This is a genomic window from Vibrio lentus, from assembly GCF_030409755.1.
Lineage (GTDB): Bacteria > Pseudomonadota > Gammaproteobacteria > Enterobacterales > Vibrionaceae > Vibrio > Vibrio lentus.
Map to the genome: position 1 here is coordinate 3,382,759 of NZ_JAUFQE010000002.1, position 25,703 is coordinate 3,408,461.

Genomic DNA, 25,703 nt, shown 5'->3' on the forward strand with positions numbered 1-25,703 from the left:
GCAAAAGCGGATTAATTCAGGTATGGAACACTTGGTCAGGTAAAAAGCAAGACGCGACCCCAAGATTTCTCTTTCCTAGGTGTGACCCTGTTTAAGTTACTAAAACCCTTGTTCTAGGTAAGAGGCAATATTTTGATATCTATTAGGTTTTAAAGTCTAATAAGTGCTAGATTATGCTCATAATCTCATACAGCCGGAAAATCTACATCATGGCCACTCGGATGTTAAAAGTTGAAGTCGAGAGTGACTTCTTAAGTAAAGTATCAAATGCCTCATCTTATGTTGCCATATCTGAGCTTATATGGAATGCACTAGATGCTGATGCAAACAAAGTCACGGTTAAGTTGAACGAAGACACGTTGTATGGTGGGTTAACAAATATTGAAATCACGGATGATGGATTCGGTATCACTGATGAAATTGCGGATAAGCACTTCAGTAAGCTCGGTGGTTCATGGAAAAAATTCAAACATAAGACTGACTCTGGACGCTTCTTACATGGTCAGGAAGGGCAAGGACGATTTAAACCTTTTTCTCTAGGAAAAGTGATTGATTGGGATACGGTATATTCTGATGAACAAGAAAGTGCTTTAAAAACTTTTACAATAACCGGGATGGCCGATGATATTGGTAATTTCAGAGTTACCGATTCCGAACACACTAAAAGTATGCATTGCGGTACAACTGTTCGCATCTCAGAGTTAAGTAAGAAAGGTCTCACTATCTCTGAAAAGGGGCTTTCTAATTATGTATCCTGTGCATTTGCTATTTACTTATCTAAGTACCCTGATGTTCAGCTATATGTAAATGACATTAAGATCGATCCTTCTGAGCAGATTCTACATCAAGAAACACTTGAGCTTGATCCAGTAACATTTGAAGGGGAGTCTTTTAACTACTCTATGAAAGTTATTGAATGGAAATGTGATACTAAAAACGAGCTTCATTTTTGCGATTCAAATGGTTTCCCTTTACATTCTCATGATAAACAGATCCGAGGTACTAGCGAATTCGAGTTTACAGCGTATTTAGTATCTGAACATATTAGTAAGCTATCTTCTAAAGGTGTTCTTGAATTAGGCGGCTTAGAACCTTCTTTATCTGCACCTCTGCAAGATGCTATTGATAAGCTGAAACATCACTTATTCCTTCGTAAGTTGGCCAAATCAGCCAACATTATCCAAAAATGGAAAGATGAAGAAATATACCCTTATGAAGGGGGATATAGTGATGCGATAGATGAAGTCGAGAGACAAATGTTCGATGTTCTAGCTGTAAATATTAGTCAAGAGTTACCCGAGTTTGAAAAGGCTCCAGTTAAAGTAAAACGCCTTCAATTTCGGTTGCTTAAGCAGATAGTGTCTTCAAACCCTAATGATCTACAGGTCATTTTTGAAGAAGTTCTGAGCTTGTCGTTAAAGAAGCAAAAAGAGCTTGCTGAGCTGCTTGAAGATATTAGCCTTACATCGATAATTAATGCCTCTAAAACTATATCAGACCGATTAAAGTTTATCGTTGGCTTAGAGCACATCATATTTGACCCTGAAAAGAGAAAGGTCCTTAAGGAACGCTGTCAACTACACAAGATCCTTGCAGAGAATACTTGGGTCTTTGGTGATGCGTTCACAATGTCTGTAAATGATCAATCCCTTACTGAAGTTCTTAAGAAGCACCTAAAAGCTATGAGGGTAGACTTGATTCCGGATGAACCTGTGACGAGGGTAGATAAATCAAGAGGAATTGTTGATTTGATGCTTACTCAATCGGTTCCCAAAAACCATGCAGATCAGTTAGAGCATCTGGTGATAGAGCTAAAAGCCCCTAAGGTTCCTATTGGGCCTAAAGAGATACAGCAGATTGAATCTTACGCATTTGCTGTCGCAAGTGATGAGAGGTTTAACAAGTTGGATGTAAAGTGGAATTTTTGGATTGTTTCAAACGATACAACTGAGTATACCGATCATAAACTAAAAGCAGATAGAACGGGACAAGGTATTATTCATCAGACCGATAACATGGTTATTCAAGTTAAAACTTGGGGACAACTAATTAAGGAATGCAAACATAGATTAGAGTTCGTCCGCTCTCATTTGGATCTTGATGTAACTACAACCGAGGGGCTACAATTTCTAAAGTCTCACTATGCTGATTTTACCAAGGATGTCATCTTTGAAGATGAGCTTGTTTCAGAGCAATAAGAAGAATATTCACCGACATAGTGTAAGCATAATGCTTACACTATGTTTGTATCACTTTGTTGAAGCTTAAGTTTTACCACCTACCTATACAGTATCGATTCTGTATTAAGAATACTAACTCCCTAAAGTCATTATCAATATCGTTTTGTGTCACACCAATGTAACGTTACACCCTCAGAGCTGTGGCAAAGTCGTGCAATATTTTTGGTACTTTTGTCGAGGTGATAGCCTCTGGCCTTTCTCATTGCGTGTTTTCACCAATCGATGAGAAAGCTTGGCTAACAGCCCGACGACTCAATGTGTTAGCTGCTTTTTTGATCCGAGGGATGATTTCTAAACTTCTTGGATTTAGTGCTATTTGTGCCACTTTGCCCACCTTTGACTCGCGGATGGTTAAGCGGTCTTCTTCTATATCACTGAACTTAATCGCTACTAAATCAGAAATCCGTAAAGCGAGATTGATACCAACGCTCCAGATGTCCGCCATTAACTTACTATGCAGTATTTCTAATAAGTGGCTATTAAAAATACCTGAATAGTCACCAAAAAAGGTTCGATACATTCAACAACAAGTTCGCATTTTAGTATCGACTTTACTATTTTCGATTGTAGATAGAGTAGTATAGTAGCTACATGATTTTGATAAGTAAGTTCTATAGTTGTGTAGAACTTTCCCTTTATAACGAATAATTGTGGTTTTAATATGGATCAAGACAGTATTGCACGGCAGTTAAGGCACTGGTTAACGCGGAGTTTACCTAGTAACTCTAGCCGAACTGTTAGTGAGCTAGGTATATCCCTCGCTTCTGATGTTGGTTTGAAAAGAACAGAGAATCAGGACAAAGTTGTTTTACTTAGAGCGCAAGTTACACCAGTAAAATCTTTTGTCGTTGGTGTTTTATGTGATGGAATGGGTGGGATGGTTGACGGTGAGGCGTGCGCTTCTCTTGCTATATCTTCTTTTATTTCAAGCTGTATTCGAAATCGCTCATTTGGTGTTGACCAACGTTTGATGAATGCAGTAGAGCATGCTAACCAAGAGGTTTTTAACGAATATAGGGGTAATGGAGGAGCGACTCTTTCTGCATTTATTATTGATAGTGATGGAAAATCTAGCGCTTTAAATGTTGGTGATAGTCGTATTTATATCGCTAGTGACACTGAGGTAACTCAATTATCTACAGACGATACTATCGAAGGCCAACTCAATCGAGAAGTGGAAAATTCTCCAATGAGCGGTAAGTTACTTCAGTTTGTCGGTATTGGTAATGAGTTAGAGGCTCATCAATTAGAGCTACCAAAGTTAACATCGATCTCCAAACTTGTCATGACAAGTGATGGTGTCCATTACATCAACAAAAGTACATTTAGATCTCTGCTGTTACAAGATGTCAAATCGTCAGATCTTTCAAATAGACTAATTGATGTAGCTAAATGGTGTGGGGGACATGACAATGCCACAGCTTTGGTTCTATCGCAGCCTTCTTCCATTTTTTCCAAATCCTTGTCAGCTTTGACTGGTACAGTGCAGCTATGGGACTACAACGGTGATGTTTGTTTTATTGGCATTGATAAAGCTTCATCCAGGAAACTAGAAGCTGTTGAGTTAAGTAGTTCAATCGAAAATGAACCTAGTTTAGATAGTGGCGTGAAATTATCATCAGCCCGAACTGATAATGAAATCAAGGGTGCTTCAGAAAAGAACAAAAGACAAAAAAAACAGTATAAAAAAACGACAAAAGTTCATGAGGTTGAGAAAAATAAAACTGAAGAAACTAAAGATGTCCCACAGTTAAGGATTGATTTTGATGACTAATATACCTTTATCCGGTATTCCTGCTAGATATACACCTCTTGACTCTCACGGTAGTGGGGGCATGAGTGATGTATTTTTCTTCTATGATACTAATTTAGAAAGAAATGTCGCAATTAAATCTATCAGAGATATGAGCCAGATTGATCGGCTGACCGATGAAATTAATGCATTGATGCAACTGCGTTCAAAACATGTTGTGCAAGTTTATGATGTTACTCCTCGCGTTAATGACTCATTTGGAATTGTGATGGAGCATGTAAATGGTAGTGATTTAGTTGACATACCAGCTCACCTTAAACAACCTGAAAATCTACTAAAATTGTTGTGGCAGATTGCTTCTGGGATAAGTGATATACATGCTTCAGGTATCATTCATCGTGATATTAAGCCCAACAATATGAAGCTGGACGAAGAAGGTATACTGAAAATATTTGATTTTGGTCTAGCTAGAAATCAAGGACTAGATGCTCAAACAGTCGGTTTTAAAGGAACTTACTATTTTTCTGCGCCAGAGCAATATCAAGGTGGGAATGTTAACTTTACTACTGCTGTTGATGTTTATGCTTTCGGTGTGACAGCCTTGTACCTAATTACTGAAAATCTCCCCCCTGAACTGTTAAGCATTCCTCCTACTCCTATTACTGGAAATGTATATGACGGTACTTTTTTATCCTCCTATCCACGTTTAGTTGAACTTTTTGAACAGTGCCTTAGCCAAGTCCCTGACGATAGACCTAAAATGATCGAGGTTGTTAACGAAATAGGTAAGCATCTATTATTTAATAAACACCAAGCTCTAACTGTACATAATGGCAATTCACATACATTAAATTCAGTATCGCGAAACGTTCAACTCTCATTGGGGACTATTGGCTCTTGTCATCTTGAATATGATGGTCTGAACTTTACCATGACTAACGTTATTGGTGAGGTATATGTTAATAACGGACTAATTACACAAAACCGTCAAATGAAAGGAGCTTGTGTAATTGCAATTGGCGGTGCACATAGACATGCATATGAACGTAATTACATCACTTTCGATATTTCAAATCCCGAGGTTACATTATGATTGGCCCACATGAGTTAGGTGATATTGTCGTATCTAGGTATAGAATCGATGGGTTTGTTGGCGAAGGAGGTATGCAATATGTCTATTGTGCTTATGATCAATTACTTGGCCGAACCGTTGCACTAAAGACCCCTAAAAACTCATCAGCTGAAAAACGATTCCGTCGAAGTGCGATTGTCTCTGCAAAAGTAAACCACCCTAATGTAGCGAAAACTCTTGATTATGCAGAAGAATTCGATCGATTCTATTTGGTTGAAGAACTAATTGACGGTGATGACTTAGAAGGGGCATTACTGAAGCATGTCGAATATTTAGACCCTTTTTTAATAGCTAGAGTTTTACACTATCTAGCTAAAGGTTTAGCAGCCTCTCACCATGTTGGTGTAATTCATCGTGATTTGAAGCCAACAAATATTATGATTGAAGGTGGTTTTCAAGTAGGTGCCATCAAAATTACTGATTTTGGTATTGCTAAAATGGCAGAAGGAGAGATGACAGAAGCTGCTGAAGGTGGCACTGGCACTCTGAGCACTTCTGCCACAGCTGTGGGGGCACTGCCTTATATGGCACCAGAAGCTATTGAGACACCAAAAGAAGTCGGCTTGAAAGCTGATATTTGGTCGTTAGGAGCTATGACATATGAGTTATTAACTGGCAATAAACCTTTTGGTTCAGGGCTAAGGGCTGTCAGTAAGATATTAAGTGTAGATTACCCTGACTTCCCTCCCTTTGTAACTTCCAACCCACAGTTCCGTTATTTGTCTAGTGAACTTATAAGCATTGTAGAATCATGTTTAAAACTAAATCCTTTGGAACGACCATCAGCAGATGAAATCGTAGAAAAATGCAGCAAACTTTGCTATCCAATTAGCGAGCGTTTTTTCGGAAACATTAGTGAAATACGTTATAACTCCTTTGGTTACATCAGGTTAGAAGATGCTTCACGTGTTTTTTATCACGTTAACTGTGTGTATGGAGATCGACCTGCTATGGGGGAGAGAGTACTACTATCTAAATATCAAGGTGAAGGTTCTGATAGAGCACTCCCTGTAATTAAGGTAAAACAACAATAAAGATTTTGTACAGTTTAGCTGGATAAATTATTAGCCTAAAAAGGGAGCTAATGCTCCCTTCTATGCCACCAGCTTAAATGTACCTACTTCGCACAGTCATACCATCCATCACCACACTCATACTTGAACGTCCCATTAGGATAGGAAACAAACCGATAGTGCATTGCCATATCGCCATTGGGCATTTCAGTTGGCACATTAGTTCGGTGCTCAAATACGTTGTTCTCACCTTCCTCATAACGCTTTGTATGCTCCCACCAATCTGCTCCTACAGAATCTTGGGAACCATAAGTTTGAATGATGAGGGTCAGGTCTTACTTTTTGAATCGACTAGTTTAAGTATCGTAAATATTGATATTCAAGAACTAGCTTTAGGTCGCATTAACTTGCAATGGGGCAAATCTGAGCTAGATAGCACTTTTGAGCAAAATGCCACGAGTAAAACCTCATGTCTACGAAGCTTCTGGACAAAACCTTGCCAGTGCTTTTGCTAAATTAGAAAATCATCAATAACTACAGGTATGGCAAATTTACTTGTGAAGAGCTAGTGCGATGAGTAACATCACACTAGCAAAAGTATTGGTTTATGTTAGGTGCGTACTAAGTGACGTTACGTTAAATTAAGTTCCTCACATTAAGCGACATGCAGCCATCTAACATTCAAAAATCGGTTTAAGTCTTTGATTTCAAATTGACCATGAAAGATTAAATAGGCATAAATAAACGTGTAAATACGGCCGTTCGCCGTAGAGAAAGCGTTAGGATTCCGAGAGGTTTTTGGTATGACTACTGAAATAATATTACTAAGAGGTTTATTTCGAGGAAGTTATCATTGGGGTAATTTCACGGAGCGTTTATCCACTATTTTTCCTGATTGCCCAATTAGTTGTATTGATATTCCCGGCAATGGCTATTTGTCTTCGGAAATATCTCCAAATACCATTTCAGGAATGGTAGAAAGTGTTAGAAATCAACGCAATCGTCAAGGGAAAGTTCTTATCTTAGCTGTTTCAATGGGAGGGATGGTAGGTCTTAAATGGGCAGAATTATACCCACAGGAGGTCGAGTCAGTCATTTGCGTTAATACAACGGCAAAGGACTTTAGCCCTTTTTACGAAAGACTATTGCCACGAAACTATTTAAGAATTGTGAAAGCTTTGTTTTCGTCGTCGTTGAGTCGAGAAGGTGCGATTTATCAGATGGTTTCGAACCAACCATTTAATCGAAAGACAGTCAACGAGTGGGCGAACCACGGTCAAAAATATCCGATAAGTGTTGCAAATTTTTGGCGACAATTGAGAGCTGCTACTGGGTTCGTAGTCTCGAGGCCACAATGTGAACTACATTTTGTTGCTTCGTTAAATGATGGGCTTGTGAATTCTAATGCCACTCAAGCGATGGCTAAGAAGTGGGGTGCTCGGGTAATAGTTAATGAAATAGATGGGCATGATGTAGCGTTAGACAACCCTGAGTGGTTGCTGAAAGTTGTAGGGTCCATTTGGCTCAAAGCCAAACAAATTGTTCAAGAGTGATTCGCAACGCGTGCCTACAAAAGTCGGTGTTTATTATTCCTATTATGTAAAATCTGTGGGTTTGCTATCAGAAACAGCCCTTAAAGCACGTCAAACGCTCTTAGCGAAGATTTTAGACGCTTAATCAAGCGATATAATTCCATACTGTCTTAAAAATTTATAACGATTTCAGAGCGATTTATAGGGCAAAAATCAGCGTGTTCATTTGGGTCAAGAACAGCACAATGACCCCCATTTTTCGTACTTTGTGAGTTTTGGGTGTCAGATTAGTTATATTTGGTCAAAATTCACTCGACCGATAACGTAGGCTTTTTTGGCGAAACCAATAATGGGGCAAAGGTTAGTCAAGTTAGAACAACGCTCGCGTATACGGAAACGCCCAAAGTTATTAGCTTTGGGCGTTTCTTCTAACAAACTTGGTTACGACAAACCGAGCTTTAAAGTGTCATATGCAGAATTGGAAAAGGTTTTTCCATATCATCAAATGGCGAGCGCGAAACGACTTTGAAGCCCATATGCTCGTAGAAACCTACTGCCTGTGGGTTTTGTTCGTTTACATCGACTTTGGTTGCGCCTAACTGCTCTATTGCGTATTGCAGCAGCACCTTGCCAATTCCTTGCCCTCTGGCCTCGTTTAAGATGAAAAGCATTTCAACCTTAGAATCATGGATACCCACGAAGCCTATAATTGAGCCATCATTACTTTTAATACATCTTAACGTGACAGCAGGAAAAGCCTTCTCAATGATAATTGGTTTAAAAAACTCAATATCTTCTTCTGTTATGAAGTCATGAGTTGCTCGGACTGAGTTTTCCCAAACATTCAGCATTTCTGCGTAATCTTCAGGAAGCACACTTTCTACAATCATTGTGTTTTCTCTATAGTTGACTGAAATTCATGTGCAGCCGCGAGCGTGTATTCTATTCGCAAATCATTAAGTAGTCTAATGATGTAAGCAAAGAGTTCTGGCTTGGAATGGGGCAATTCTGCGTTACGATGATCTACACCGTCACTGATGATCTACACCGTCACTGTGTCCCAGAGTTACGAAGTGTCCCGCTGTGAAGGTTCTGTCGAGTAGACGACACTTGTTACCAAGTGCCGCCCCTCTAAGAACCGTACGTGCAACTTTCACTGCATACGGCTCAAGCCTCCACTAAGGCATCATTGATACCCAGCAACTTATAACGCAGTCGGGACAGGTTCTTTCCAAGAGTTGCGGGCTAGCCTTTTGGGTTTTCTCTTCGCCAAGTATTCTTGGTATTGAGGATCAAAAGGGGTCGCTGCACTCCTGATTTTTACGTGTCGCTCGATGGGCACTTTCGCTATTTGGAACAGATTGAAGTGACAGTCCATGTTCATGATTTTCTGCCAACCGTGAAATTGCCACTGGCCTTTACGATTAAGAAAATACTTGTGAACAATCCAGTCTTTGGACTTAGTTGGATGACGTCTAACTGCCCAGTGCCATAGCGCTTGGAATACTTTGTGGCCGACATACCCGAATACTTGTTTGGCAACACAGTGGCGATAGTAACTCGCCCATCCTCTGAGTTTCGGATTTATCAATTTGATAAGGTCATTAACAGGGATGGTTGCGTGCTTTTTAATGAGTTCTCTTAGATTTCTCAAGAATAACAACGTGTTGGATTTACTCGGTTTAATGAGCAATTTCCCTTTGTACTTCCTATGATTGAAGCCCAGAAAGTCAAAGCCATCATCAATATGAGTGATCTTCGTTTTCTCTTCGGAGAGGGTTAACCCTCTTTCTGCCAGAAAGTCAGCAATCAACGGTTTGATATCATTCACTAGCACCTCCTTTGAAGAGCAGGTGACCACGAAATCATCCGCGTAACCGATAAAGTTGGCCCTAGCACCCTTTTTCAGGGCTGTAGATTTTATTTGTTGCTCTATTCCCGCGAGAGTTATTAGCATCAAAGTTGGAGAGATTATTCCACCTTGAGGTGTACCCTCATCGGTATCGTAGAACAGTCCCTTATCCACATAGCCAGACTTTAACCATTGCTCTAACATACGTTTATCTACCGTGATATTGTTCATAAGCCATTCATGCCCGATTTTGTCGAAGCAAGCTTTAATATCTCCCTCAAGAACCCATTTCGCTGATCGCTTTAGAGCCAAACATTTGAAGCACTGACTGACCGCGTCAGCCGTGCTGCGATTTGGCCTAAACCCATAGCTATTGAGGTCGGCAAACGTTTCGGACACAGGCTCTAATGCAAGAAGGTATAGAGCTTGTTGCGCTCTATCAATCATGCATGGAATGCCTAATGGCCTGAGCTTACCGTTCTTTTTGGGAATGTAGATACGTTTGAGTGGTTTTGCAGAGTAAGCCTTGCGACTCAGTTGATTGACTGCTTTCATACGGCGTGCATCTGTGTTCCAGATAACACCGTCTATTCCAGACGTTTTACTGCCTTTATTCTGAGAGACTCGTTTAACCGCAAGAAGCTTGGCTGAACGAGAATGAGTCAAGAGCCACTGTAAAGACTTCACCTTACCGTATTTCTTTTCTCTAGTTGCTTTTGCGATACGCATTTGAAGCTTTAATACGTGCGCTTCAACGGATTTCCAGTCGATGGACTGCCATTGAGCGCCGTCAGAAGATGCACTAATCTCTTTCGAGACCATCATTTGCTTTTCTCCTTGAATAAAGTTCTTCAAATTCTCTCGCAATGGGAGACCAGTCGGAAGTGGGCTCACTTTCGTGATCAGACATAAGTCTGTATCTGCATCATTACAATGTAGCTTTCGCTTTTTCCGACCTCCTATACCTGCATCACTATCGGCCACAAAGGCTTTCCCAAAGGGAGTGATACAGGCTTACCCTGTTCCGTATGTCGCGCAATGTCAGGTTAGATGCCCACTATAGTGCGGAGAGTGCGGCGACCACGAAAAAGTACTGTCCAACCTCTTTCCAACTCTCATTGCCTTTTGGCCACAGCGTATTAACCACTTCCGCTGCTTCATCATATAACGCACCTTGAATGGATTCACATACGTTCATCATACTGACTCCCTAGCACTTACCTGAATTGTGGTTTTCAGGAGGAACGTCCTCTCACGATTCTTTTCCCACTCAGCCCAACGGCCAAGTTTCGTTACATTGTCCGAGCCGCTGCTTTATTCAGGCTCGTAGGTTCATCTGGTGATACAGACGGTTCACTCGTTAAGCGGTGAACAACGCTTCATACGACTTCAGGTCGCACGGACACTTCTGAGTTAAGTTTCCTCGCCGGCAAGAACCTGGACATTAGCGTGTTTGGGCCTTACGAAACCACAAAAGCAGAAATAACTCTCTGCCTAAACGCCCCAAGCCTTAGTTCATCAAACGCGCAAAGTGCGACATCAATATTCTCAGTGTTCCTTGTCGTGCTATTCCATATCAGCTTAGAGCTAAGTCCTCCTCGCTCTTCTAGCAACCCCTTTTCGCTCAGACGGTTGCGCGTAGTATCTGGCTCGGCTTCTGCAAACTTTTTCCACTTTGCATATATACATGACTCAGGAATATCTTGTTCAATCCTTTCTGCATAGTCAATCAAGCTTTGTTCAGCAAAGGTGAATAACCACGCTTGTTGATTTGTCACGCCGTTCACACGAAGAATTCTCCCGAGCACCTGTCTGAAGTACAATTCGGTTTTGACTGAACTCATGTGACAACAAACTTGAAGGCGCGGAATATCGGTTCCCTCACTAATCATTCCAACGCTAACAATCCATTGAGTATCGCTTCGTCTATAACGTTCAATCTCTGCTAAAGGCTCTTCATGCCGATAGGTCACTATTGAGACCGATTGAGCATACTTTTCAAAAAGTACCTTTTTAATTGTTTGTGCGTGCTGAACTGATGCAGCAACAATTAACCCTCCAGCCCTCGGGGATCTAGAACGGATTTCTGCAAGCTTTTTGCAACCCAATCCAAGTAAGTACTCCATTGCATCGTCATTATAAATGATGCTTTGATATGAGGCCTTAGTCTGCTTAATCATTTCCAATATTGAAGAAAAAGACTCCACCGTTTCATCGTTCGTCACAGTCAAATGTTCATTATCAACCAAAACAATCTTAGGGGCTCTGCAAACCTTATCGCCGATTGCTTGTTTTAACGTGTATTGATAATCAACTAAAAGTATTCCGTCAGGATCGCTGTACTCTCCCAATACTATCGGCAAAGAATCTGAACGCCACGGAGTCCCTGAAAGAGCAAGGGTATACGTTGCGAGTCCTTGAATCTTTGCAAGGACTTGTTGCCCCCAAAAGTTCGCATTTTCAATCTCTGTACCAGAGCAGTGGTGTATCTCATCAAAGACCACAAAAACTCGATGATTTCTTAGCGTTAGCCAAAAGTCTTCATTTAGAAACTGAATCGACTGATAAGTAAGAGATCGTCCAATAGAACCTAATCCTCCGTTAAAGGTACAATTAAGAATCTGTGAAAAGGTTTTCTTTATTCCGCTTGAAACCGTTAAAGAAGGTGAGAAACATAATACAAGGTCGACCTTGTCCTCTTGAATCAACCTTGAAGCGACTGTCGCAGCCAGTACCGTTTTCCCAGCCCCTGGCGTTGCTTGGCAGAAGAAGTGCTGCTGGTTTGAGCTGTATTTCTGTAATGCCTTCTCTGAGCATTCAGCCTGCCATGGCCTTAGCACGACTGGTTGTCCTCACAAAGTGTTTTGAGAACACTGGTGAGTACGTTCACTCTTCCTAACAACTGCGCTGAATGCTCTCTTGCTTGCTCAAGAAGTGGAAGCAACCTCGGCTCGAGTTCAGGAAATCGGCTACAGAGAGATTGATACTCATTAATCTCCCCAAAAACAATCTCTAGTTCACCTTTGTACTGATTGCGTTCGTATCTTAATACCGAGTAATCAGACGAGGTGGAAAAAGTAACCTTAGTTTTGTCTGATGCAGTATCGGTTTGAAGGCCTTTAAATAAGTCTGTTTGAAAGTATCGTTTCTGCTGCCCCGTCCCTTCAACTCGAAGCCAATTGTTCTTCACCAAACGAAGAAGCTGTCGATAAACCTTACGGCGAGCATCATCCAAATCAACATAGGAGTCATCAATCGAAACAAATGCATCTCTTAGCTCAACAACTAAAAAACCATCCATCTCTCTTTCAATCAATAGGTTGTGCATTTCATCACTGATTTTCAAAGAACGCTTCATGTACCGCATATACCATTAAAATACTAAGGATTGCTTAGTATACAGAAATTAGTAAAACTAAGAAAATCTTAGTCACCGTGAGATCAGAGAAATGAAACTTAAGTGCCATTCGAAAACCCAATTCCAGTGCGGCTCAAAGAAGCCCGCAAAAAAGCAAACCTCTCTCAAAAAGCATTGGGAGTACGTATAGGTATGGATGAAAGCTCTGCTAGCCCAAGAATGAATCAATACGAGAAGGGTAAACACACCCCAGACGTACAAACCTTAAAGCTATTGGCCGATGAGCTAGGTGTGCCTTTAAGTTACTTTTTCTGTGAAGATGCAAGCGCCGCAGAACTAGCATGTATTGTTTCCCAAATGACAGAAAGTGAGAGGAAAGAATTAATTTCATCATTGCTAGCCAACAGTAAACGTGAAGTCTAGTTGCACTACTCAGACTTAGATTAAATAGGTACTATTTAGGAACTTCCTTTACTGTTTCTTGTTGGCAGAATCCAAAGTCGCTTGGTAATTAAGGTGCGACAGAATCGCTTGGTGATCACACACGTATGATAATTCAGATTGTCACGTTTTTGGACAATTCCATTTTAGTGTGATAGCTAATTTAGCAAAGCATAAATTACCCAAGGTATGGGAAAAGTCGTATATGCTTGTGTCTAGTATCAGTGGATCAAAACCGACTAGGAAGTTTAAGTGTATCCATACTTTAGCTAATTAAAGTTTGCCATTTCCAAAATCGAGTTACAGCAAGCATGATACTCAATATCACTTAGATTCAGGTACAATAGTGATCTTGAGCATGGATCTTTATTTAGGTTCATATTGAATTTGATATAATAGAGCTTGGCCTACATACTGGTTTTGTATGAGACATTATTTCTTTTCCATCGAAATATTCGATAAAAAATGTAAAGACAAGCTTTCGCACGGTGCTTGAGTTTACAAAAACGAAGAAGTTCGATTAAAAAAAGATTTATACAGCATTTGTAAGGCTCAAAACCCAGTGAATGCGGGGTAGATAAACGAACGAACGAGCTTGACGCCTTTCAAACCGTAAGTCTTCCCTTCTAAGCCCTGTTTTTAATATATTATAAAGACAGTATTAAATTGGAAAAAGCCGCGTTTATCGCGGCTTTTTGTTACCTAGAATTCTTAACGCTTTATTTACAACGTCAATTTATAGTATAAGTAGCAATACGGTATAATGTGAGTTGAAAAGGATTTCGTTATTCATGAGATATACCCCCACACTAAAATTGAGCACTCGCTTAGTCGCCTTTGTCACCGTGAGTGTGATCAGCGCGATGTTCATTCTTTTTATCGGCGGGACACTTTCTTTTAAGCGTATCGGGCAAGAATATTTAGACCATTATTTGGTGGGTATTGTCGACGTTGTAGATAAAGAGATGGAAGATCCTGACGCCGCGTATTCAATGCAGCGTTGGATGCCTAAGATGTTGCAGGCGAGCAATATTGTTGAGATGAAACTCTCGAACAAAACCGGTATTGTGTATCGCTTCAAAGATACCTCTCCTCAGATTGATCCTAATCGACTTTATGAAAAAAGCTTTGTCCTTGAGCGCAATGAAGGTTATCGAATCGAGTTTAAGGCTCTTCCTCCTTATATAGGCTATAGCTATTCGCTTGAAGCCATGTGGTCAATTACTTTAGCGGTTGCTCTCATTATTTTCTGCTTAGCTCGTGGCGTTCGATGGCTCAAAGAGCAGTTGATGGGGTCAGAAATGCTAGAGGAACGAGGAAGAATGCTTCTTGCTGGGCAAGTTGAAGCTCATGCTAAAGGGGATGAGCGGGAATGGCCCTATACGGCAAGTGAAGCGCTTGATGTGTTAATTGAAGAGCTACAAGATGCTCGTCAAGAAAGAAGCCGGTTTGATACCTTTATTCGCACCCATACCTTCTTAGATAAGCTGACAGGTACAGCCAATCGCGTTCTATTTGATAACAAGCTCGAATCGGCATTGCATGAAAGTGGTGCTCGGGGCGGCGTTTTACTGATACGTATTGATGAATGGGGTCAGGTTCGTGATGTGAACGACAAGCAAATCACCGATGGCTTTATTATTGAAGTCGGTGAAGTATTGTCGAATATTGTTCAGCGCTACCCCGATGTTATTTTCTCTCGTTATTATGAAGCGGACTTCGCTGTATTTATCCCACATCAGGGAGCAAAAGATATTGCGACGTTGGCGGCTCAATGCTTAAGGCAGTTAGATAAGTTAACCCCGCCGGAACCTCTGGAATCGGATAACTGGTGCCATATTGGTGTGACCATGTACACGGAAGGTGAGCGCCATAGCCAGATCATGGATGAAACGGAAACCGCGCTAAAAAGTGCTCAGTTAGAGCGCATCAATAACTGGAGCCGCTACCCTAAATCAAATAAAAATGAGCTTGATCGCGGCAGTGTTCGTTGGAGAACATTACTCGATAAAGCTTTGCTCCCAGAAAATTTAGTAATCTTTGCTCAGCGATGTTACCTTATGCCGGAATCTGGTCAAGCTAATGAATTACATAGAGAAATATTCACTAGAATTCAGGACCCTGAAAAGGGTTTATTGAAATCATCTCGCTTTATGCCAGCTGTCGAGCAAGTCGGTTATCAAGCTCAAATGGATCAATCGGTTCTGAAGGTGATGTTGAAGTTGGTGAAAGAATCCACTCAACCTATACATTATTCGATTAATTTGAATGTGACTCCATTTGCTAATAAGCAGCACTTTAAATGGTTTAGAAGTGAGTTGTTACAGCTCTCTGCCTTGCATCGCTCTCTGCTTGCATTCGAATTTCCTGAAGGGCATTTGATTGCTCATTTAGATTATATGAGACCGGTGGCAAAGATGTTGTCGGGGTTAGGGTGTACAGTGATTGTTGGTCAAGCAGGGCGAACCATTGTTAGCACTCACTATATAAAAGATTTAAAGGTCAATTATATTAAGCTTCATCGAAGTCTTATTAAGAAAATAGACCAAAGACATGAGAACCAACTGTTTGTTCGTAGCTTGATTGGGGCGTGTGGTGATTCACCAACCCAAGTGATTGCTGTTGGGGTTGAGACAAAACAAGAAAAGAACACCTTGATAGAGTTAGGCATCAATGGTTATCAAGGTCGATATTTTGAAGAAGAGCAACAAATCATTCCTTTGCCTCATCAAGGCGAAAAGGCAGTAAAAACCGAATCCGTAGTAAAAGTCGGTCGAAGAAATCGATGGCGTAAGAGTAGTAATTAAGCATGAATTTCAAAGCGATTTTAGACAAGGTAAGGCCAACGAGTAATAAAGGCAGCGCTCAAGTTGTTATGTTGGCCAATGATGCCATTTACATTTCACCGACAGAGCAATCCCCTCAAATTACTCGTATCTCATTGGTTAATGGGGATTGGGAAAGTGCGCTGAAACAGTCTCTCAATAGTGAGGCGTTTACTAGTGGCAGCCTTCAGCTGATCGTATGTGCCAATTATTACCAAACCTACCAAATAGATAAGCCGGATATTCCAGAGAACGAATGGTCGGTTGCGCTGCCATTCTTATTGAAAGATCTTGTTTCTGAGCGAGTGACGGATATTACCGCGAGCGCTGTGGCATTACCGACCTCGAACAAACTGCAAGTTTATGTTTTACCTAAAAAGCTATTAGATAAGCTCCTTAATGTGACCAATTCGGTGCAGGTTGAGCTTAAAGGTGTTGTCCCTGAAGATGAAATCTGGGGCTACAGTGCGGGTGAACTGTCTAACTTTATTCTTCTTCAACGTAGTCAGAACGCACACTTTAAGTTAGGTGCTTTTGTTGAGCATACGGTTTGTTTCCAAAGAACGATTCGAAGTGTGGTTCCACCATTAACTGGAGTGGCTTCAAGTGCCTTACAGCTTGATGGTTTAGCGTTAGAGTTACAGCGTTCGATTGATTACCTTTCCTCTCAAATTAAAGGCACTCAACTTCACCAGCTCAAAATTTGCTGTGATGAAGAGGATGAAGCTGAACTGCAAAGCGTCTTAAACGACACGTTAAGCTCGAGTGTTTCTTTGTTAGTAGACAAGGATCGTGAAAATTCAGAAAGCTTGCTGGTTCAATTTGCGGCAGAGAAAGATGATTTTAACGTTAACCTTTACCCTGAACATCTAAAGCCCCAAAAAGAGTATTTTACTCTCGCGAATGTTGTCGCGAGTTGGGCGATCATCAGTGCGCTGCTTCTCGGCAGTTATTTTGTGATGCAATATCAAGTATCCAACCTGGACGCAGAATTAACCACTTTGCAACATGACTCCAAACAGCTTAACAAGCAAGTTAACCAGTTGAATAGTCAACTAACTCGACATAAACCTTCATCAGAGAAAGTGGCTGCCGTTGCGCGTCTCAAACGTGAGACACAAGCAAAAAAAGAAGCGTTGAAGGCGGTAGGGCAATACGACGAATCACAGCAAGTCGGGTATTCTGGCGTCATGAATGCCTTAGCTAAATTAGGGCGAAATGATATCTCACTTTCGAACATCTATATGACTCACGATACCTTAGATTTGAGTGGCTTTGCACGTAACGCAAATGTCGTTCCAAACTGGATTGGCCAATTTCAAAGCGAACTGAATTTGGTTGGACGAACGTTCGAAAAATTAAAAATCGGTCGCAATGATCAAGACGTGGTGACTTTTGAATTGAGTACTCGTAGGGAGAGCAAATAGTGCAACAGTGGAATCAGCTTAGCGATAAGTTTCTTGCATTAAGTCAAAGAGAAAAATGGCTGCTTTTCGTATGTGGTTTTATTGGTCTAGCTATGTTGCTTTTTACGCTGTTGGTTGAACCTGCGTATCTCGATTTACAAGCTAAAAAAGCTAAGTCGATGAGCTTGACTCAGTCAAACCAAAGACAACAGGGTGAGCTGCTGGTGATTCAAGCCAAGCTGAACAAAGACCCGGATAAAGAGATTAATCTTGAGTACAAAAAACTGCTGGTGGAGAGCCAAGACCTTTCTGTTCAGTTATCAGAAATCATTGATGGGCTGATCTCGCCGTCTCAAATGTCACAGTTGTTAGAAAGTGTGCTTAACGCTGGCAGTGGATTAAAGCTTGAATCTTTAGAGTCATTAAAACCAGAACCGATTTCGAATAATAAAGAAACCAGTGAGTACTCTGGCTACTTTCTTCATCCGGTAAGAATGGAGCTGACGGGGAGCTACTTTAGTATTTCAGCTTACCTTCAAGCGCTTGAGTCTCTGCCTGTGAGTTATTACTGGCGCACATTTAAATACTCGGTAGAAGAGTACCCAAATGCTCGACTTGTGTTTGAGGTTTATACGCTAGGTACCAGACAGGAGTTTATCGGTGGTTAGAATTACCCTGTTGTCCCTACTTTTTTGTGGACAAGTAGCATGGGCTGAACAAGATCCCACGGCGCCATTAGGCTGGTTAACGCCACAGCAAGCTGTGCCAGCTAAAAAAGCGCCGACTCAGTATCGTCTACCGTCATTAGAGAGCATTGTTTGTAAAGGTGATACACCTTGTTATGCGATTCTAAATGGTCAAATTCTCGCTCAAGGAGAAACGGTCAGAGGGTATCGAGTTAAGAATATCGATCCAGAATACGTCACTCTGCAGAGAAACTCTAAGCAATGGAAATTAGAGATGTTCTCTTTAGATATTAAGAATAATTAAGGTTTGAGTGAAGACATGCGTAAACTTGTAGTAGCAATTCTAGTGTCATCTTTAGTCGGTTGTTCGATGGGGCATCGTGACCCTGTTGAGATAAAAGAGTCTTTGAACGAATCCATTAATGAAGCCAATAGCAAAGCGCTTCATGAGCTTCCTTCATCGGTTCAAGACGACCTCATGCCACAACTTGATTCAGACTCTATGTCTCCGAGTATGGAAACGGTTAAGCGCTTTCGTATTCAGGCGAACGGTGTCGCAGCAAGAACCTTCTTTGCTAGCTTAGTTAAAGGTACTGAATACAGTGCTGCTATTCATCCAAGCGTGGCTGGGAACCTTACGTTAAATCTAACCGATGTGACGCTAGATGAAGTGTTGGCTGTTGCTCAAGATATGTATGGCTACGATATTGAGAAGCGTGGCAAAGTGATTCAGGTTTACCCTGCCGGCCTTCGAACGGTAACGATTCCTGTCGATTACTTACAAGTGAAGCGTTCTGGTCGCTCATTAACGACGATTACTACCGGCACGATCTCTAACTCAGACTCTAACTCTTCAAGCTCTTCAAATTCGAACTCAAACTCGTCGAATTCATCTAACTCTTCTAATTCGTCCAATTCATCGAATTCGACGTCGAATGGCGGAACAGAAATTGAAACGACATCTGAAAGTGATTTTTGGCCACAGCTTGAGGCTGCAGTTGCTCACTTAATTGGATCTGGTGAAGGACAAAGTGTCGTGGTTACCCCACAAGCCAGTGTCATTACGGTACGCGCTTATCCTGATGAAATTCGTGAAGTTCGAGAGTTTTTAGGTATTTCTCAGAAACGTTTGCAGCGCCAAGTTATCTTAGAAGCCAAGATAATGGAAGTGACCTTGAGTGATGGCTACCAACAGGGTATTAGCTGGTCTAATTTATCTAAGTCGATTGGTAGCGGTGGTGTTGTTGTTGACCGACCTGGCGGAACATTGCCTCCATTAGATGCCATCAGCTCTTTGTTAGGTGGACAAACCAACGTAACGATTTCAGATGGCAGCTTTGAAGCGGTTTTGAGCTTTATGGATACTCAAGGTGACTTGAATGTTCTGTCTAGCCCGCGAGTAACGGCTGCAAATAACCAGAAAGCAGTAATAAAAGTAGGTACAGACGAATACTACGTGACGGATTTATCAAGCGCGGTAGGCAGTGGGGACAATGCGAATGTTGCTCCCGAAGTTGAGTTAACTCCGTTCTTCTCTGGTATCTCTTTAGATGTGACCCCTCAGATAGACGATAAAGGTAGCGTATTCTTACATGTTCACCCTGCCGTTATTGAGGTCGAGGAAGAAGTGAAAGAGCTCAACCTTGGTTCTACAACGGGCGTGGTGCAGCTACCTTTAGCTAAAAGCTCTATTCGTGAGTCTGACTCAGTCATTCGCGCAAAAGATGGCGATGTGGTTGTGATTGGTGGTTTGATGAAATCTAACACCAGTGATGTGACGTCTAAAGTCCCATTCCTTGGTGATATCCCAGCTCTCGGTCATTTGTTCCGTAACACGAACCAATTAACTCAAAAAACTGAGCTTGTGATCTTATTGAAACCGACCATTGTGGGCGTCAATACTTGGCAGTCTGAGTTGGAGCGTTCCCGAGACCTTCTACAAGAATGGTTCCCCGATGAAGAGTAGCCACTCATCTTCTACATGTAGATTGGCAGCGCTGAATTAAGGTAGGTCACCTTATGTATCAAGCTCATTTTGGCTTTGAACAACTGCCGTTTACTTTAACGCCGAATACCGACTTCTTTTATGGTTTGGCGCCTCACTTTGAGGCGATTCAAACGGTTATCTCGGCGTTAGAGATGGGTGAGGGCGTGATAAAGGTTACTGGTGAGGTCGGTACGGGAAAAACCATGGTATGCCGAATGTTGGTGAACCATCTACAAGACTGTACTGCGCTAATCTACCTCCCCAATCCAATGTTATCTGGTGCCGACTTACGTCAAGCCGTCGCTAAAGAGCTTGATGTTGTGGTTGAGAACGAAGCGACCTTAGTCGATAGCATTCAGCATAAATTGATTGAGTTGCACACCTCGGGGCTAAGAGTCGTCGCGATAATCGATGAAGCTCAAGCTCTATCGGATGAGGCGCTCGAAACATTAAGGTTGTTCGGTAATTTAGAGACAGAAGATAAGAAATTATTACAGATAGTGTTACTCGGACAGCCTGAATTGGATATCCGCTTAGAGGCTTATCATCTTAGGCAGTTTCGTCAAAGAATCAGTTTTAGCTCAACTCTAAGGCCGCTTAATCTTGATGAAGCGGTAGCTTATATCGATAACCGAATCACCAAGTCGGGTGGCAATCAAAATCTATTTAGTTTGAATCATAAAAAAGCAATCTGGCGCTCTTCTCTAGGAATTCCAAGGTTGATTAATCAGTTGTGTCACAAAGCCTTATTGCTTTCGTTTAGCGAAGATAAAAAAACGCTAGAAAACCAACACCTATTTGCTGCAATGCACGAGACATACGATGTATGTAAGCCTAAATTTAAAACGCCAATACTGTGGGGTTGGAATTAATTATGAGCGTCATTAATAACGCCTTGTCTGAATTGGCAAAGAAAGAATCAACAACATCGATAGAAGCGGCTGTTGTGCCTAAAGTCAAAACGCGCTCGCCATTGGTTTGGGTTGTGGGTGGTTTTACCTTAAGTTTGGCAATGGGCGGTTGGGCGGTGTCGCAAGCCCCTAAACTTGATAACCCCATTTCAGTAAGTGCTCCACAGGTAGAGGTGTCGCTTGTTGATAGTTCGGGGCAAGTTAATCGTGTTGTTACGCCAGCGATGCCTTTGTCTCCAACTCAAAAACTGGTTGATGTCGATTCTGAACTTACGTCAGTGACATCTCATTCTATGGTTGAAAAGTCTCAACCATCTGTAACAACTCAATCTATAGCCGCTAAGTCGCGAGTAGACCAGTCAACAAAAGCTAAAACGACCAGTGTCGCGGAACAGTCAAAAGCCCCTAAAGCGTTAAAAGTAGCTCATCAAGATCCGATTTATGTGGCAAGCGTATCGAAACAAAAGTCTTCGTCAGTCAATGAGCAGGCGAGTGCAGAAACGTCTTCAGCCTCATCTGTGAATTCAGCTGACAATGGCATGTTGATCGAGCAGATTGAGCTGACTTCTCAACAGCTATCCGATAATGCAGTAGGCCGAGCTCAGAAAGCTCTCGATGCGAATGATCTTACTGGTGCTCTAAAGGGTTATACCGAAGCTCTACGTTACGCCCCTAGGAATGAGGATGTTCGCCAGAAACTTGCGATTCTCTATTTTGGTAAGGGTGATACTCGTAAAGCCTATGAGCTTTATCAATCCGGCATCAAGCTGAATATCAATAGTGAAAAGCTACGTCTCGGTTTATCAAAATTGCTCGTCAAAGCGAATCAAGCGGAAGCCGCCTTGAGTCCATTAGTACATTTGCCGCCAAATCCGACCAAAGACTATTTAGCAATGCGTGCGGCGTTGAGTCAAAAATCGCAACAAGAAGAGATTGCATTAGAGAGTTACAAAAAGTTGGTCGAAGTCGATTCAGCTAATGCTCGCTGGTGGCTAGGCCTTGCGATTCAACAAGAGCGTCAGCTTGATTTTAGTGCCGCTAAAGAATCGTACCAAGGCGCTTTAACCCGAGTTGGAATCTCATCTCAATCGCAAAATTTTGTCCGCGACAGATTAAAAATAATCGATGCTTTAGAGGAGAACGACGATGCAAATTAGATTAAGAAAGCGACTTGGTGATTTGCTCGTAGAAGAAGGCATCATTACCGAGGCTCAAGTTGCACAAGCACTGGCCGCTCAGAAAAGTACCGGGCGCAAGCTTGGCGATGCCTTGATTGAACTTGGTTTCTTGTCTGAACAGCAGATGCTGAGCTTTTTGTCTCAACAGCTAGCGATTCCTCTGATTGATTTAAGTCGAGCCAATGTAGATGTAGAAGCGGTTCAGCTTTTACCCGAGGTACATGCTCGTCGCCTTCGTGCATTGGTGATTGGCCGTCAAGGCGATACCTTGCGTGTTGCAATGAGTGATCCCGCCGATCTGTTTGCTCAGGAATCATTACTTGGCCAACTAGGTGATTACGCACTTGAATTTGTTGTCGCTCAAGAGAGACAGTTAGTCGATGGTTTTGACCGCTACTATCGTCGAACCAAAGAGATTGCTTCTTTCGCCGAGCAGCTCCATGCCGAGCACCAAGTTAATGATGCCTTTGATTTTGATATCGCGGGTGAAGACAGCGACGAAGTTACAGTTGTTAAACTCATCAACTCTTTGTTTGAGGATGCAATTCAAGTTGGTGCTTCCGATATCCATATCGAACCAGACTCTAATGTATTACGTCTTCGTCAGCGTATTGATGGTGTGTTGCATGAAACACTATTGAATGAAGTGAATATTGCCTCTGCTTTGGTGCTGCGCTTGAAATTGATGGCGAACTTGGATATTTCTGAGAAGCGCTTACCTCAAGATGGTCGTTTCAATATTCGAGCTAAAGGCCAGTCGGTTGATATTCGTATGTCGACCATGCCGGTACAACATGGCGAGTCTGTGGTGATGCGTTTGCTTAACCAATCAGCAGGATTACGTAAGCTAGAAGCATCGGGTATCCCCAATGATCTTCTTGTTCGTCTTCGCCAACAATTACGCCGTCCTCATGGCATGATCTTGGTTACTGGCCCAACAGGTTCTGGTAAAACGACGACCTTATATGGTGCGTTAAGCGAATTAAACGAACCGGGTAAAAAGATCATTACTGCGGAAGATCCGGTCGAATACCGTCTTCCTCGCGTGAATCAGGTTCAAGTAAACCCTAAGATCAACCTCGACTTCTCGACTGTCTTGAGAACCTTCCTACGTCAGGATCCCGATATCATTCTTATTGGTGAGATGCGTGACCACGAAACGGTTGAGATTGGCCTAAGGGCAGCATTAACCGGTCACTTAGTTTTAAGTACTCTCCATACCAACGATGCAGTAGATAGTGCACTCCGTATGATGGACATGGGTGCTCCCGGTTATCTCGTGGCAAGTGCCGTGAGAGCGGTTGTCGCACAGCGATTAGTTCGTAAAGTGTGTACTGATTGTAAGGTCGATGACGAACTCGATGAGCCTCGTAAGCAGTGGCTGAGTGTACGTTTCCCTAACCAAGTGGGTGTGCCGTTTATGAAAGGTCGTGGTTGCCAGAACTGCAACTTAACCGGTTACCGCGGGCGAATTGGTGTATTTGAAATGTTGGAGCTAGAGCAAAACATGATGGATGCGCTCAGAGCCAACGACGCTGTTGGTTTTGCTCAAACAGCCAGACAGTCTGACAATTACAAACCGTTATTGGCTTCTGCGATGGAACTGGCTTTGCAAGGTGTAGTGAGCCTCGATGAGATCATGCACCTGGGTGAAGGCGATGCCTCCGGTGCAACCGATCCAATTTATCTGTAAGGGTAGACTAGTATGCCAACGTATCGTTATGTAGGTCGTAGTTCTGATGGCAGTCAAGTGACTGGCCAGTTGGATGCGAATAACGAAGATCTTGCTGCTGAAAGCTTGATGAGCAAGGGGATCATTCCTACCTCTATCAAATTGGGGAAAAGTGGCGGGTCAGTGTTAGATATGGATGTGTCTAGCCTGTTTTCTCCTAATGTACCTCTAGAAGTCTTAGTTCTATTTTGCCGACAGTTATACAGCCTCACTAAAGCGGGTGTTCCATTATTGAGGTCGATGAAAGGCCTTACCCAAAACTGCGAAAATAAACAGTTGAAAGCGGCTTTAGAAGACGTGGTTGCAGAGTTAACCAATGGTCGTGGATTATCGGCATCGATGCAGATGCACCCAAAAGTGTTCAGTCCATTATTTGTCTCGATGATCGGTGTTGGTGAAAACACCGGTCGTTTAGATCAGGCTTTGCTGCAATTAGCTGGATACTACGAACAGGAAGTTGAGACTCGTAAGCGAATCAAGACCGCGATGCGTTATCCAACCTTTGTTATCAGCTTTATTTTGATTGCGATGTTCATTCTGAACATCAAGGTTATCCCACAGTTTTCTAGTATGTTCGCGCGCTTTGGTGTCGATCTACCACTACCGACTCGTATCTTGATTGGTATGTCCGAGTTCTTTGTAAATTATTGGGGCTTAATGCTCGCGGTTATTTTCAGTCTTATCTTTGCGTTTAAAGCATGGGTCAAAACAGACAAAGGGCTGGAAAAGTGGGATAGGTTACGTTTAAAAATGCCGGTTATTGGTGGAGTGGTGAATCGAGCGCTACTGTCACGTTTTTCTCGTACTTTTGCTCTAATGCTGAAAGCGGGTGTACCACTTAACCAATCATTAGCGTTATCAGCTGAGGCTTTGGACAATCGCTTTCTAGAACTGCGAGTTCAAGCCATGAAATCGGCAATAGAAGCAGGTAGTACGGTTTCATCTACTGCGATCAACAGCGAAATTTTCACACCGCTCGTGATACAAATGATTTCAGTGGGTGAAGAAACAGGTCGCATTGATGAGCTGCTTCTTGAGGTGGCTGATTTTTACGATCGAGAGGTCGATTATGATCTGAAAACTTTAACGGCCAGAATTGAACCGATTTTGCTGACGGTAGTTGCAGGCATGGTGCTGATTTTAGCGCTAGGTATTTTCTTACCTATGTGGGGAATGCTGGATGCAATCAAAGGTTAGGGAATGCTAAATAACCTACAGCGCTCACGTTTTGTTATTTGGAGTGTGGTTATTCTTTTTCTGATTGTAGGCCTACTTTCGGTATCAAAAACGGTAGAAGAAGAAGCGACTAACACGGCATTTATCGTGGCGAGTAAGCAAATGCTAGAGCGAGCCAATCGTTTCAAGCAGCAGTATTTATTAACGGGTGTTGAGCGAAATGGTATTTCAGAGCAACCAAGGTTATATAGCCGAACGGGTTGGATAATGCCGATCCAAGGCTCAGAACGGGACTGCAATTATTGGCTGGATCAATTGTATCCTCAGGGGAGCATTTTAGGGCTAAGCTCTCCAAGTGTTGAAGATAAAAGTGATAACATACAGTTTCACTGTAGTTATCATTATAGTGATAAGTATCAGGTAGATATATTACTCAAAAAAGAAAGATTTAGTATTAAAGCCAATATTTTGGCTTTGTGAA

22 protein-coding genes are annotated in these 25,703 nt (G+C 42.0%); 16 read left to right on the top strand and 6 right to left on the bottom strand.

What is annotated here, in order from left to right:
* Window positions 1-221: 221 nt before the first annotated feature.
* Window positions 222-2,198 carry an ATP-binding protein gene (locus QWZ07_RS23970; protein ID WP_225998556.1) on the top strand — a complete coding sequence of 659 codons (1,977 nt, stop codon included), beginning with the start codon at window positions 222-224 and terminating at the stop codon, window positions 2,196-2,198.
* Between the two features lie 241 nt (window positions 2,199-2,439).
* Here QWZ07_RS23970 and QWZ07_RS23975 read toward each other — a convergent pair whose 3' ends face one another.
* Window positions 2,440-2,760 carry a site-specific integrase gene (locus QWZ07_RS23975; RefSeq protein ID WP_225998555.1) on the bottom strand — a complete coding sequence of 107 codons (321 nt, stop codon included), beginning with the start codon at window positions 2,758-2,760 and terminating at the stop codon, window positions 2,440-2,442.
* A gap of 141 nt (window positions 2,761-2,901) precedes the next feature.
* Between QWZ07_RS23975 and QWZ07_RS23980 the strand changes: the two genes are divergently transcribed.
* From QWZ07_RS23980 to QWZ07_RS23995, 4 genes are all read left to right on the top strand, one after another.
* Window positions 2,902-4,014, top strand: a complete 1,113-nt coding sequence (locus QWZ07_RS23980; protein WP_192854151.1) for a PP2C family protein-serine/threonine phosphatase — start codon at window positions 2,902-2,904, stop codon at window positions 4,012-4,014.
* Window positions 4,007-5,086, top strand: coding sequence for a serine/threonine-protein kinase (locus QWZ07_RS23985; RefSeq protein ID WP_192854150.1), 1,080 nt, complete (start codon window positions 4,007-4,009; stop codon window positions 5,084-5,086). Before QWZ07_RS23980 ends, QWZ07_RS23985 begins: the two co-directional genes overlap by 8 nt.
* On the top strand, window positions 5,083-6,159 hold the full coding sequence (locus QWZ07_RS23990; protein WP_192854149.1) for a serine/threonine-protein kinase: 1,077 nt from the start codon (window positions 5,083-5,085) through the stop codon (window positions 6,157-6,159). Before QWZ07_RS23985 ends, QWZ07_RS23990 begins: the two co-directional genes overlap by 4 nt.
* A 782-nt stretch (window positions 6,160-6,941) precedes the next feature.
* A complete protein-coding gene (locus QWZ07_RS23995) occupies window positions 6,942-7,691 on the top strand; it encodes an alpha/beta fold hydrolase (RefSeq protein WP_192854761.1) in 750 nt (249 codons plus the stop codon).
* A 437-nt stretch (window positions 7,692-8,128) separates the two neighbouring features.
* Here the strand turns inward: QWZ07_RS23995 and QWZ07_RS24000 are convergent, their stop codons facing one another.
* The 5 genes from QWZ07_RS24000 to QWZ07_RS24020 all read right to left on the bottom strand — a co-directional run bounded on the left by QWZ07_RS24000 (window position 8,129) and on the right by QWZ07_RS24020 (window position 12,880).
* Window positions 8,129-8,560, bottom strand: a complete 432-nt coding sequence (locus QWZ07_RS24000; protein ID WP_192854763.1) for a GNAT family N-acetyltransferase — start codon at window positions 8,558-8,560, stop codon at window positions 8,129-8,131.
* Between the two features lie 314 nt (window positions 8,561-8,874).
* Window positions 8,875-10,347, bottom strand: coding sequence for a group II intron reverse transcriptase/maturase (gene ltrA, locus QWZ07_RS24005; protein WP_192854744.1), 1,473 nt, complete (start codon window positions 10,345-10,347; stop codon window positions 8,875-8,877).
* A 232-nt stretch (window positions 10,348-10,579) separates the two neighbouring features.
* On the bottom strand, window positions 10,580-10,723 hold the full coding sequence (locus QWZ07_RS24010) for a hypothetical protein (RefSeq protein ID WP_192854745.1): 144 nt from the start codon (window positions 10,721-10,723) through the stop codon (window positions 10,580-10,582).
* A 259-nt stretch (window positions 10,724-10,982) separates the two neighbouring features.
* Window positions 10,983-12,362: a DEAD/DEAH box helicase gene (locus QWZ07_RS24015; protein ID WP_192854084.1), complete on the bottom strand. Its 1,380-nt coding sequence runs from the start codon at window positions 12,360-12,362 to the stop codon at window positions 10,983-10,985.
* Window positions 12,356-12,880 carry a VspR family transcription factor gene (locus tag QWZ07_RS24020; RefSeq protein ID WP_192854085.1) on the bottom strand — a complete coding sequence of 175 codons (525 nt, stop codon included), beginning with the start codon at window positions 12,878-12,880 and terminating at the stop codon, window positions 12,356-12,358. Before QWZ07_RS24020 ends, QWZ07_RS24015 begins: the two co-directional genes overlap by 7 nt.
* A gap of 102 nt (window positions 12,881-12,982) precedes the next feature.
* Between QWZ07_RS24020 and QWZ07_RS24025 the strand changes: the two genes are divergently transcribed.
* From QWZ07_RS24025 to QWZ07_RS24075, 11 genes are all read left to right on the top strand, one after another.
* Window positions 12,983-13,303 (top strand): helix-turn-helix domain-containing protein, encoded by a 321-nt coding sequence (locus QWZ07_RS24025; protein ID WP_065612735.1) that lies wholly within the window; start codon window positions 12,983-12,985, stop codon window positions 13,301-13,303.
* A gap of 809 nt (window positions 13,304-14,112) precedes the next feature.
* Complete coding sequence (csrD, locus tag QWZ07_RS24030) at window positions 14,113-16,128, top strand: RNase E specificity factor CsrD (RefSeq protein ID WP_065113111.1); 2,016 nt, start codon at window positions 14,113-14,115, stop codon at window positions 16,126-16,128.
* A 2-nt stretch (window positions 16,129-16,130) separates the two neighbouring features.
* Window positions 16,131-17,573: an MSHA biogenesis protein MshI gene (locus tag QWZ07_RS24035; RefSeq protein ID WP_192854086.1), complete on the top strand. Its 1,443-nt coding sequence runs from the start codon at window positions 16,131-16,133 to the stop codon at window positions 17,571-17,573.
* The gene (locus tag QWZ07_RS24040) at window positions 17,573-18,220 is read left to right on the top strand and encodes a type IV pilus inner membrane component PilO (RefSeq protein WP_102344549.1); all 648 of its coding nucleotides are present in this window, start codon (window positions 17,573-17,575) and stop codon (window positions 18,218-18,220) included. Before QWZ07_RS24035 ends, QWZ07_RS24040 begins: the two co-directional genes overlap by 1 nt.
* On the top strand, window positions 18,213-18,542 hold the full coding sequence (locus tag QWZ07_RS24045) for an MSHA biogenesis protein MshK (protein WP_192854087.1): 330 nt from the start codon (window positions 18,213-18,215) through the stop codon (window positions 18,540-18,542). The genes QWZ07_RS24040 and QWZ07_RS24045 overlap by 8 nt, the downstream gene beginning before the upstream one ends.
* Before the next feature lie 15 nt (window positions 18,543-18,557).
* The gene (gene mshL, locus QWZ07_RS24050) at window positions 18,558-20,204 is read left to right on the top strand and encodes a pilus (MSHA type) biogenesis protein MshL (RefSeq protein WP_192854088.1); all 1,647 of its coding nucleotides are present in this window, start codon (window positions 18,558-18,560) and stop codon (window positions 20,202-20,204) included.
* A 53-nt stretch (window positions 20,205-20,257) separates the two neighbouring features.
* Window positions 20,258-21,097: an ExeA family protein gene (locus QWZ07_RS24055; RefSeq protein WP_192854089.1), complete on the top strand. Its 840-nt coding sequence runs from the start codon at window positions 20,258-20,260 to the stop codon at window positions 21,095-21,097.
* Window positions 21,098-21,099: 2 nt separating this feature from the next.
* Complete coding sequence (locus tag QWZ07_RS24060) at window positions 21,100-22,293, top strand: tetratricopeptide repeat protein (RefSeq protein WP_192854090.1); 1,194 nt, start codon at window positions 21,100-21,102, stop codon at window positions 22,291-22,293.
* A complete protein-coding gene (gene mshE / locus QWZ07_RS24065) occupies window positions 22,283-24,007 on the top strand; it encodes an MSHA fimbrial ATPase MshE (protein ID WP_102327014.1) in 1,725 nt (574 codons plus the stop codon). Before QWZ07_RS24060 ends, mshE begins: the two co-directional genes overlap by 11 nt.
* 12 nt (window positions 24,008-24,019) lie before the next feature.
* Complete coding sequence (locus QWZ07_RS24070) at window positions 24,020-25,243, top strand: type II secretion system F family protein (RefSeq protein ID WP_192854091.1); 1,224 nt, start codon at window positions 24,020-24,022, stop codon at window positions 25,241-25,243.
* 3 nt (window positions 25,244-25,246) lie between these two features.
* The gene (locus QWZ07_RS24075; protein WP_102327015.1) at window positions 25,247-25,702 is read left to right on the top strand and encodes an MSHA biogenesis protein MshF; all 456 of its coding nucleotides are present in this window, start codon (window positions 25,247-25,249) and stop codon (window positions 25,700-25,702) included.
* The last annotated feature ends 1 nt before the right edge of the window (window position 25,703 follow it).

What these genes read in the sequence shown, in the direction of transcription:
- ltrA (WP_192854744.1), bottom strand. Translation starts at nt 10,347, where the DNA reads ATGATGGTCTCGAAAGAGATTAGTGCATCTTCTGACGGCGCTCAATGG.
- QWZ07_RS24035 (WP_192854086.1), top strand. Translation starts at nt 16,131, where the DNA reads ATGAATTTCAAAGCGATTTTAGACAAGGTAAGGCCAACGAGTAATAAA.
- QWZ07_RS24070 (WP_192854091.1), top strand. Translation starts at nt 24,020, where the DNA reads ATGCCAACGTATCGTTATGTAGGTCGTAGTTCTGATGGCAGTCAAGTG.
- QWZ07_RS24060 (WP_192854090.1), top strand. Translation starts at nt 21,100, where the DNA reads ATGAGCGTCATTAATAACGCCTTGTCTGAATTGGCAAAGAAAGAATCA.
- QWZ07_RS23995 (WP_192854761.1), top strand. Translation starts at nt 6,942, where the DNA reads ATGACTACTGAAATAATATTACTAAGAGGTTTATTTCGAGGAAGTTAT.
- csrD (WP_065113111.1), top strand. Translation starts at nt 14,113, where the DNA reads ATGAGATATACCCCCACACTAAAATTGAGCACTCGCTTAGTCGCCTTT.
- QWZ07_RS24000 (WP_192854763.1), bottom strand. Translation starts at nt 8,560, where the DNA reads ATGATTGTAGAAAGTGTGCTTCCTGAAGATTACGCAGAAATGCTGAAT.
- QWZ07_RS24010 (WP_192854745.1), bottom strand. Translation starts at nt 10,723, where the DNA reads ATGATGAACGTATGTGAATCCATTCAAGGTGCGTTATATGATGAAGCA.
- QWZ07_RS24075 (WP_102327015.1), top strand. Translation starts at nt 25,247, where the DNA reads ATGCTAAATAACCTACAGCGCTCACGTTTTGTTATTTGGAGTGTGGTT.
- QWZ07_RS23990 (WP_192854149.1), top strand. Translation starts at nt 5,083, where the DNA reads ATGATTGGCCCACATGAGTTAGGTGATATTGTCGTATCTAGGTATAGA.
- QWZ07_RS23980 (WP_192854151.1), top strand. Translation starts at nt 2,902, where the DNA reads ATGGATCAAGACAGTATTGCACGGCAGTTAAGGCACTGGTTAACGCGG.
- mshL (WP_192854088.1), top strand. Translation starts at nt 18,558, where the DNA reads ATGCGTAAACTTGTAGTAGCAATTCTAGTGTCATCTTTAGTCGGTTGT.
- QWZ07_RS24020 (WP_192854085.1), bottom strand. Translation starts at nt 12,880, where the DNA reads ATGAAGCGTTCTTTGAAAATCAGTGATGAAATGCACAACCTATTGATT.
- QWZ07_RS23975 (WP_225998555.1), bottom strand. Translation starts at nt 2,760, where the DNA reads ATGTATCGAACCTTTTTTGGTGACTATTCAGGTATTTTTAATAGCCAC.
- QWZ07_RS23985 (WP_192854150.1), top strand. Translation starts at nt 4,007, where the DNA reads ATGACTAATATACCTTTATCCGGTATTCCTGCTAGATATACACCTCTT.
- QWZ07_RS24055 (WP_192854089.1), top strand. Translation starts at nt 20,258, where the DNA reads ATGTATCAAGCTCATTTTGGCTTTGAACAACTGCCGTTTACTTTAACG.
- QWZ07_RS23970 (WP_225998556.1), top strand. Translation starts at nt 222, where the DNA reads ATGTTAAAAGTTGAAGTCGAGAGTGACTTCTTAAGTAAAGTATCAAAT.
- mshE (WP_102327014.1), top strand. Translation starts at nt 22,283, where the DNA reads ATGCAAATTAGATTAAGAAAGCGACTTGGTGATTTGCTCGTAGAAGAA.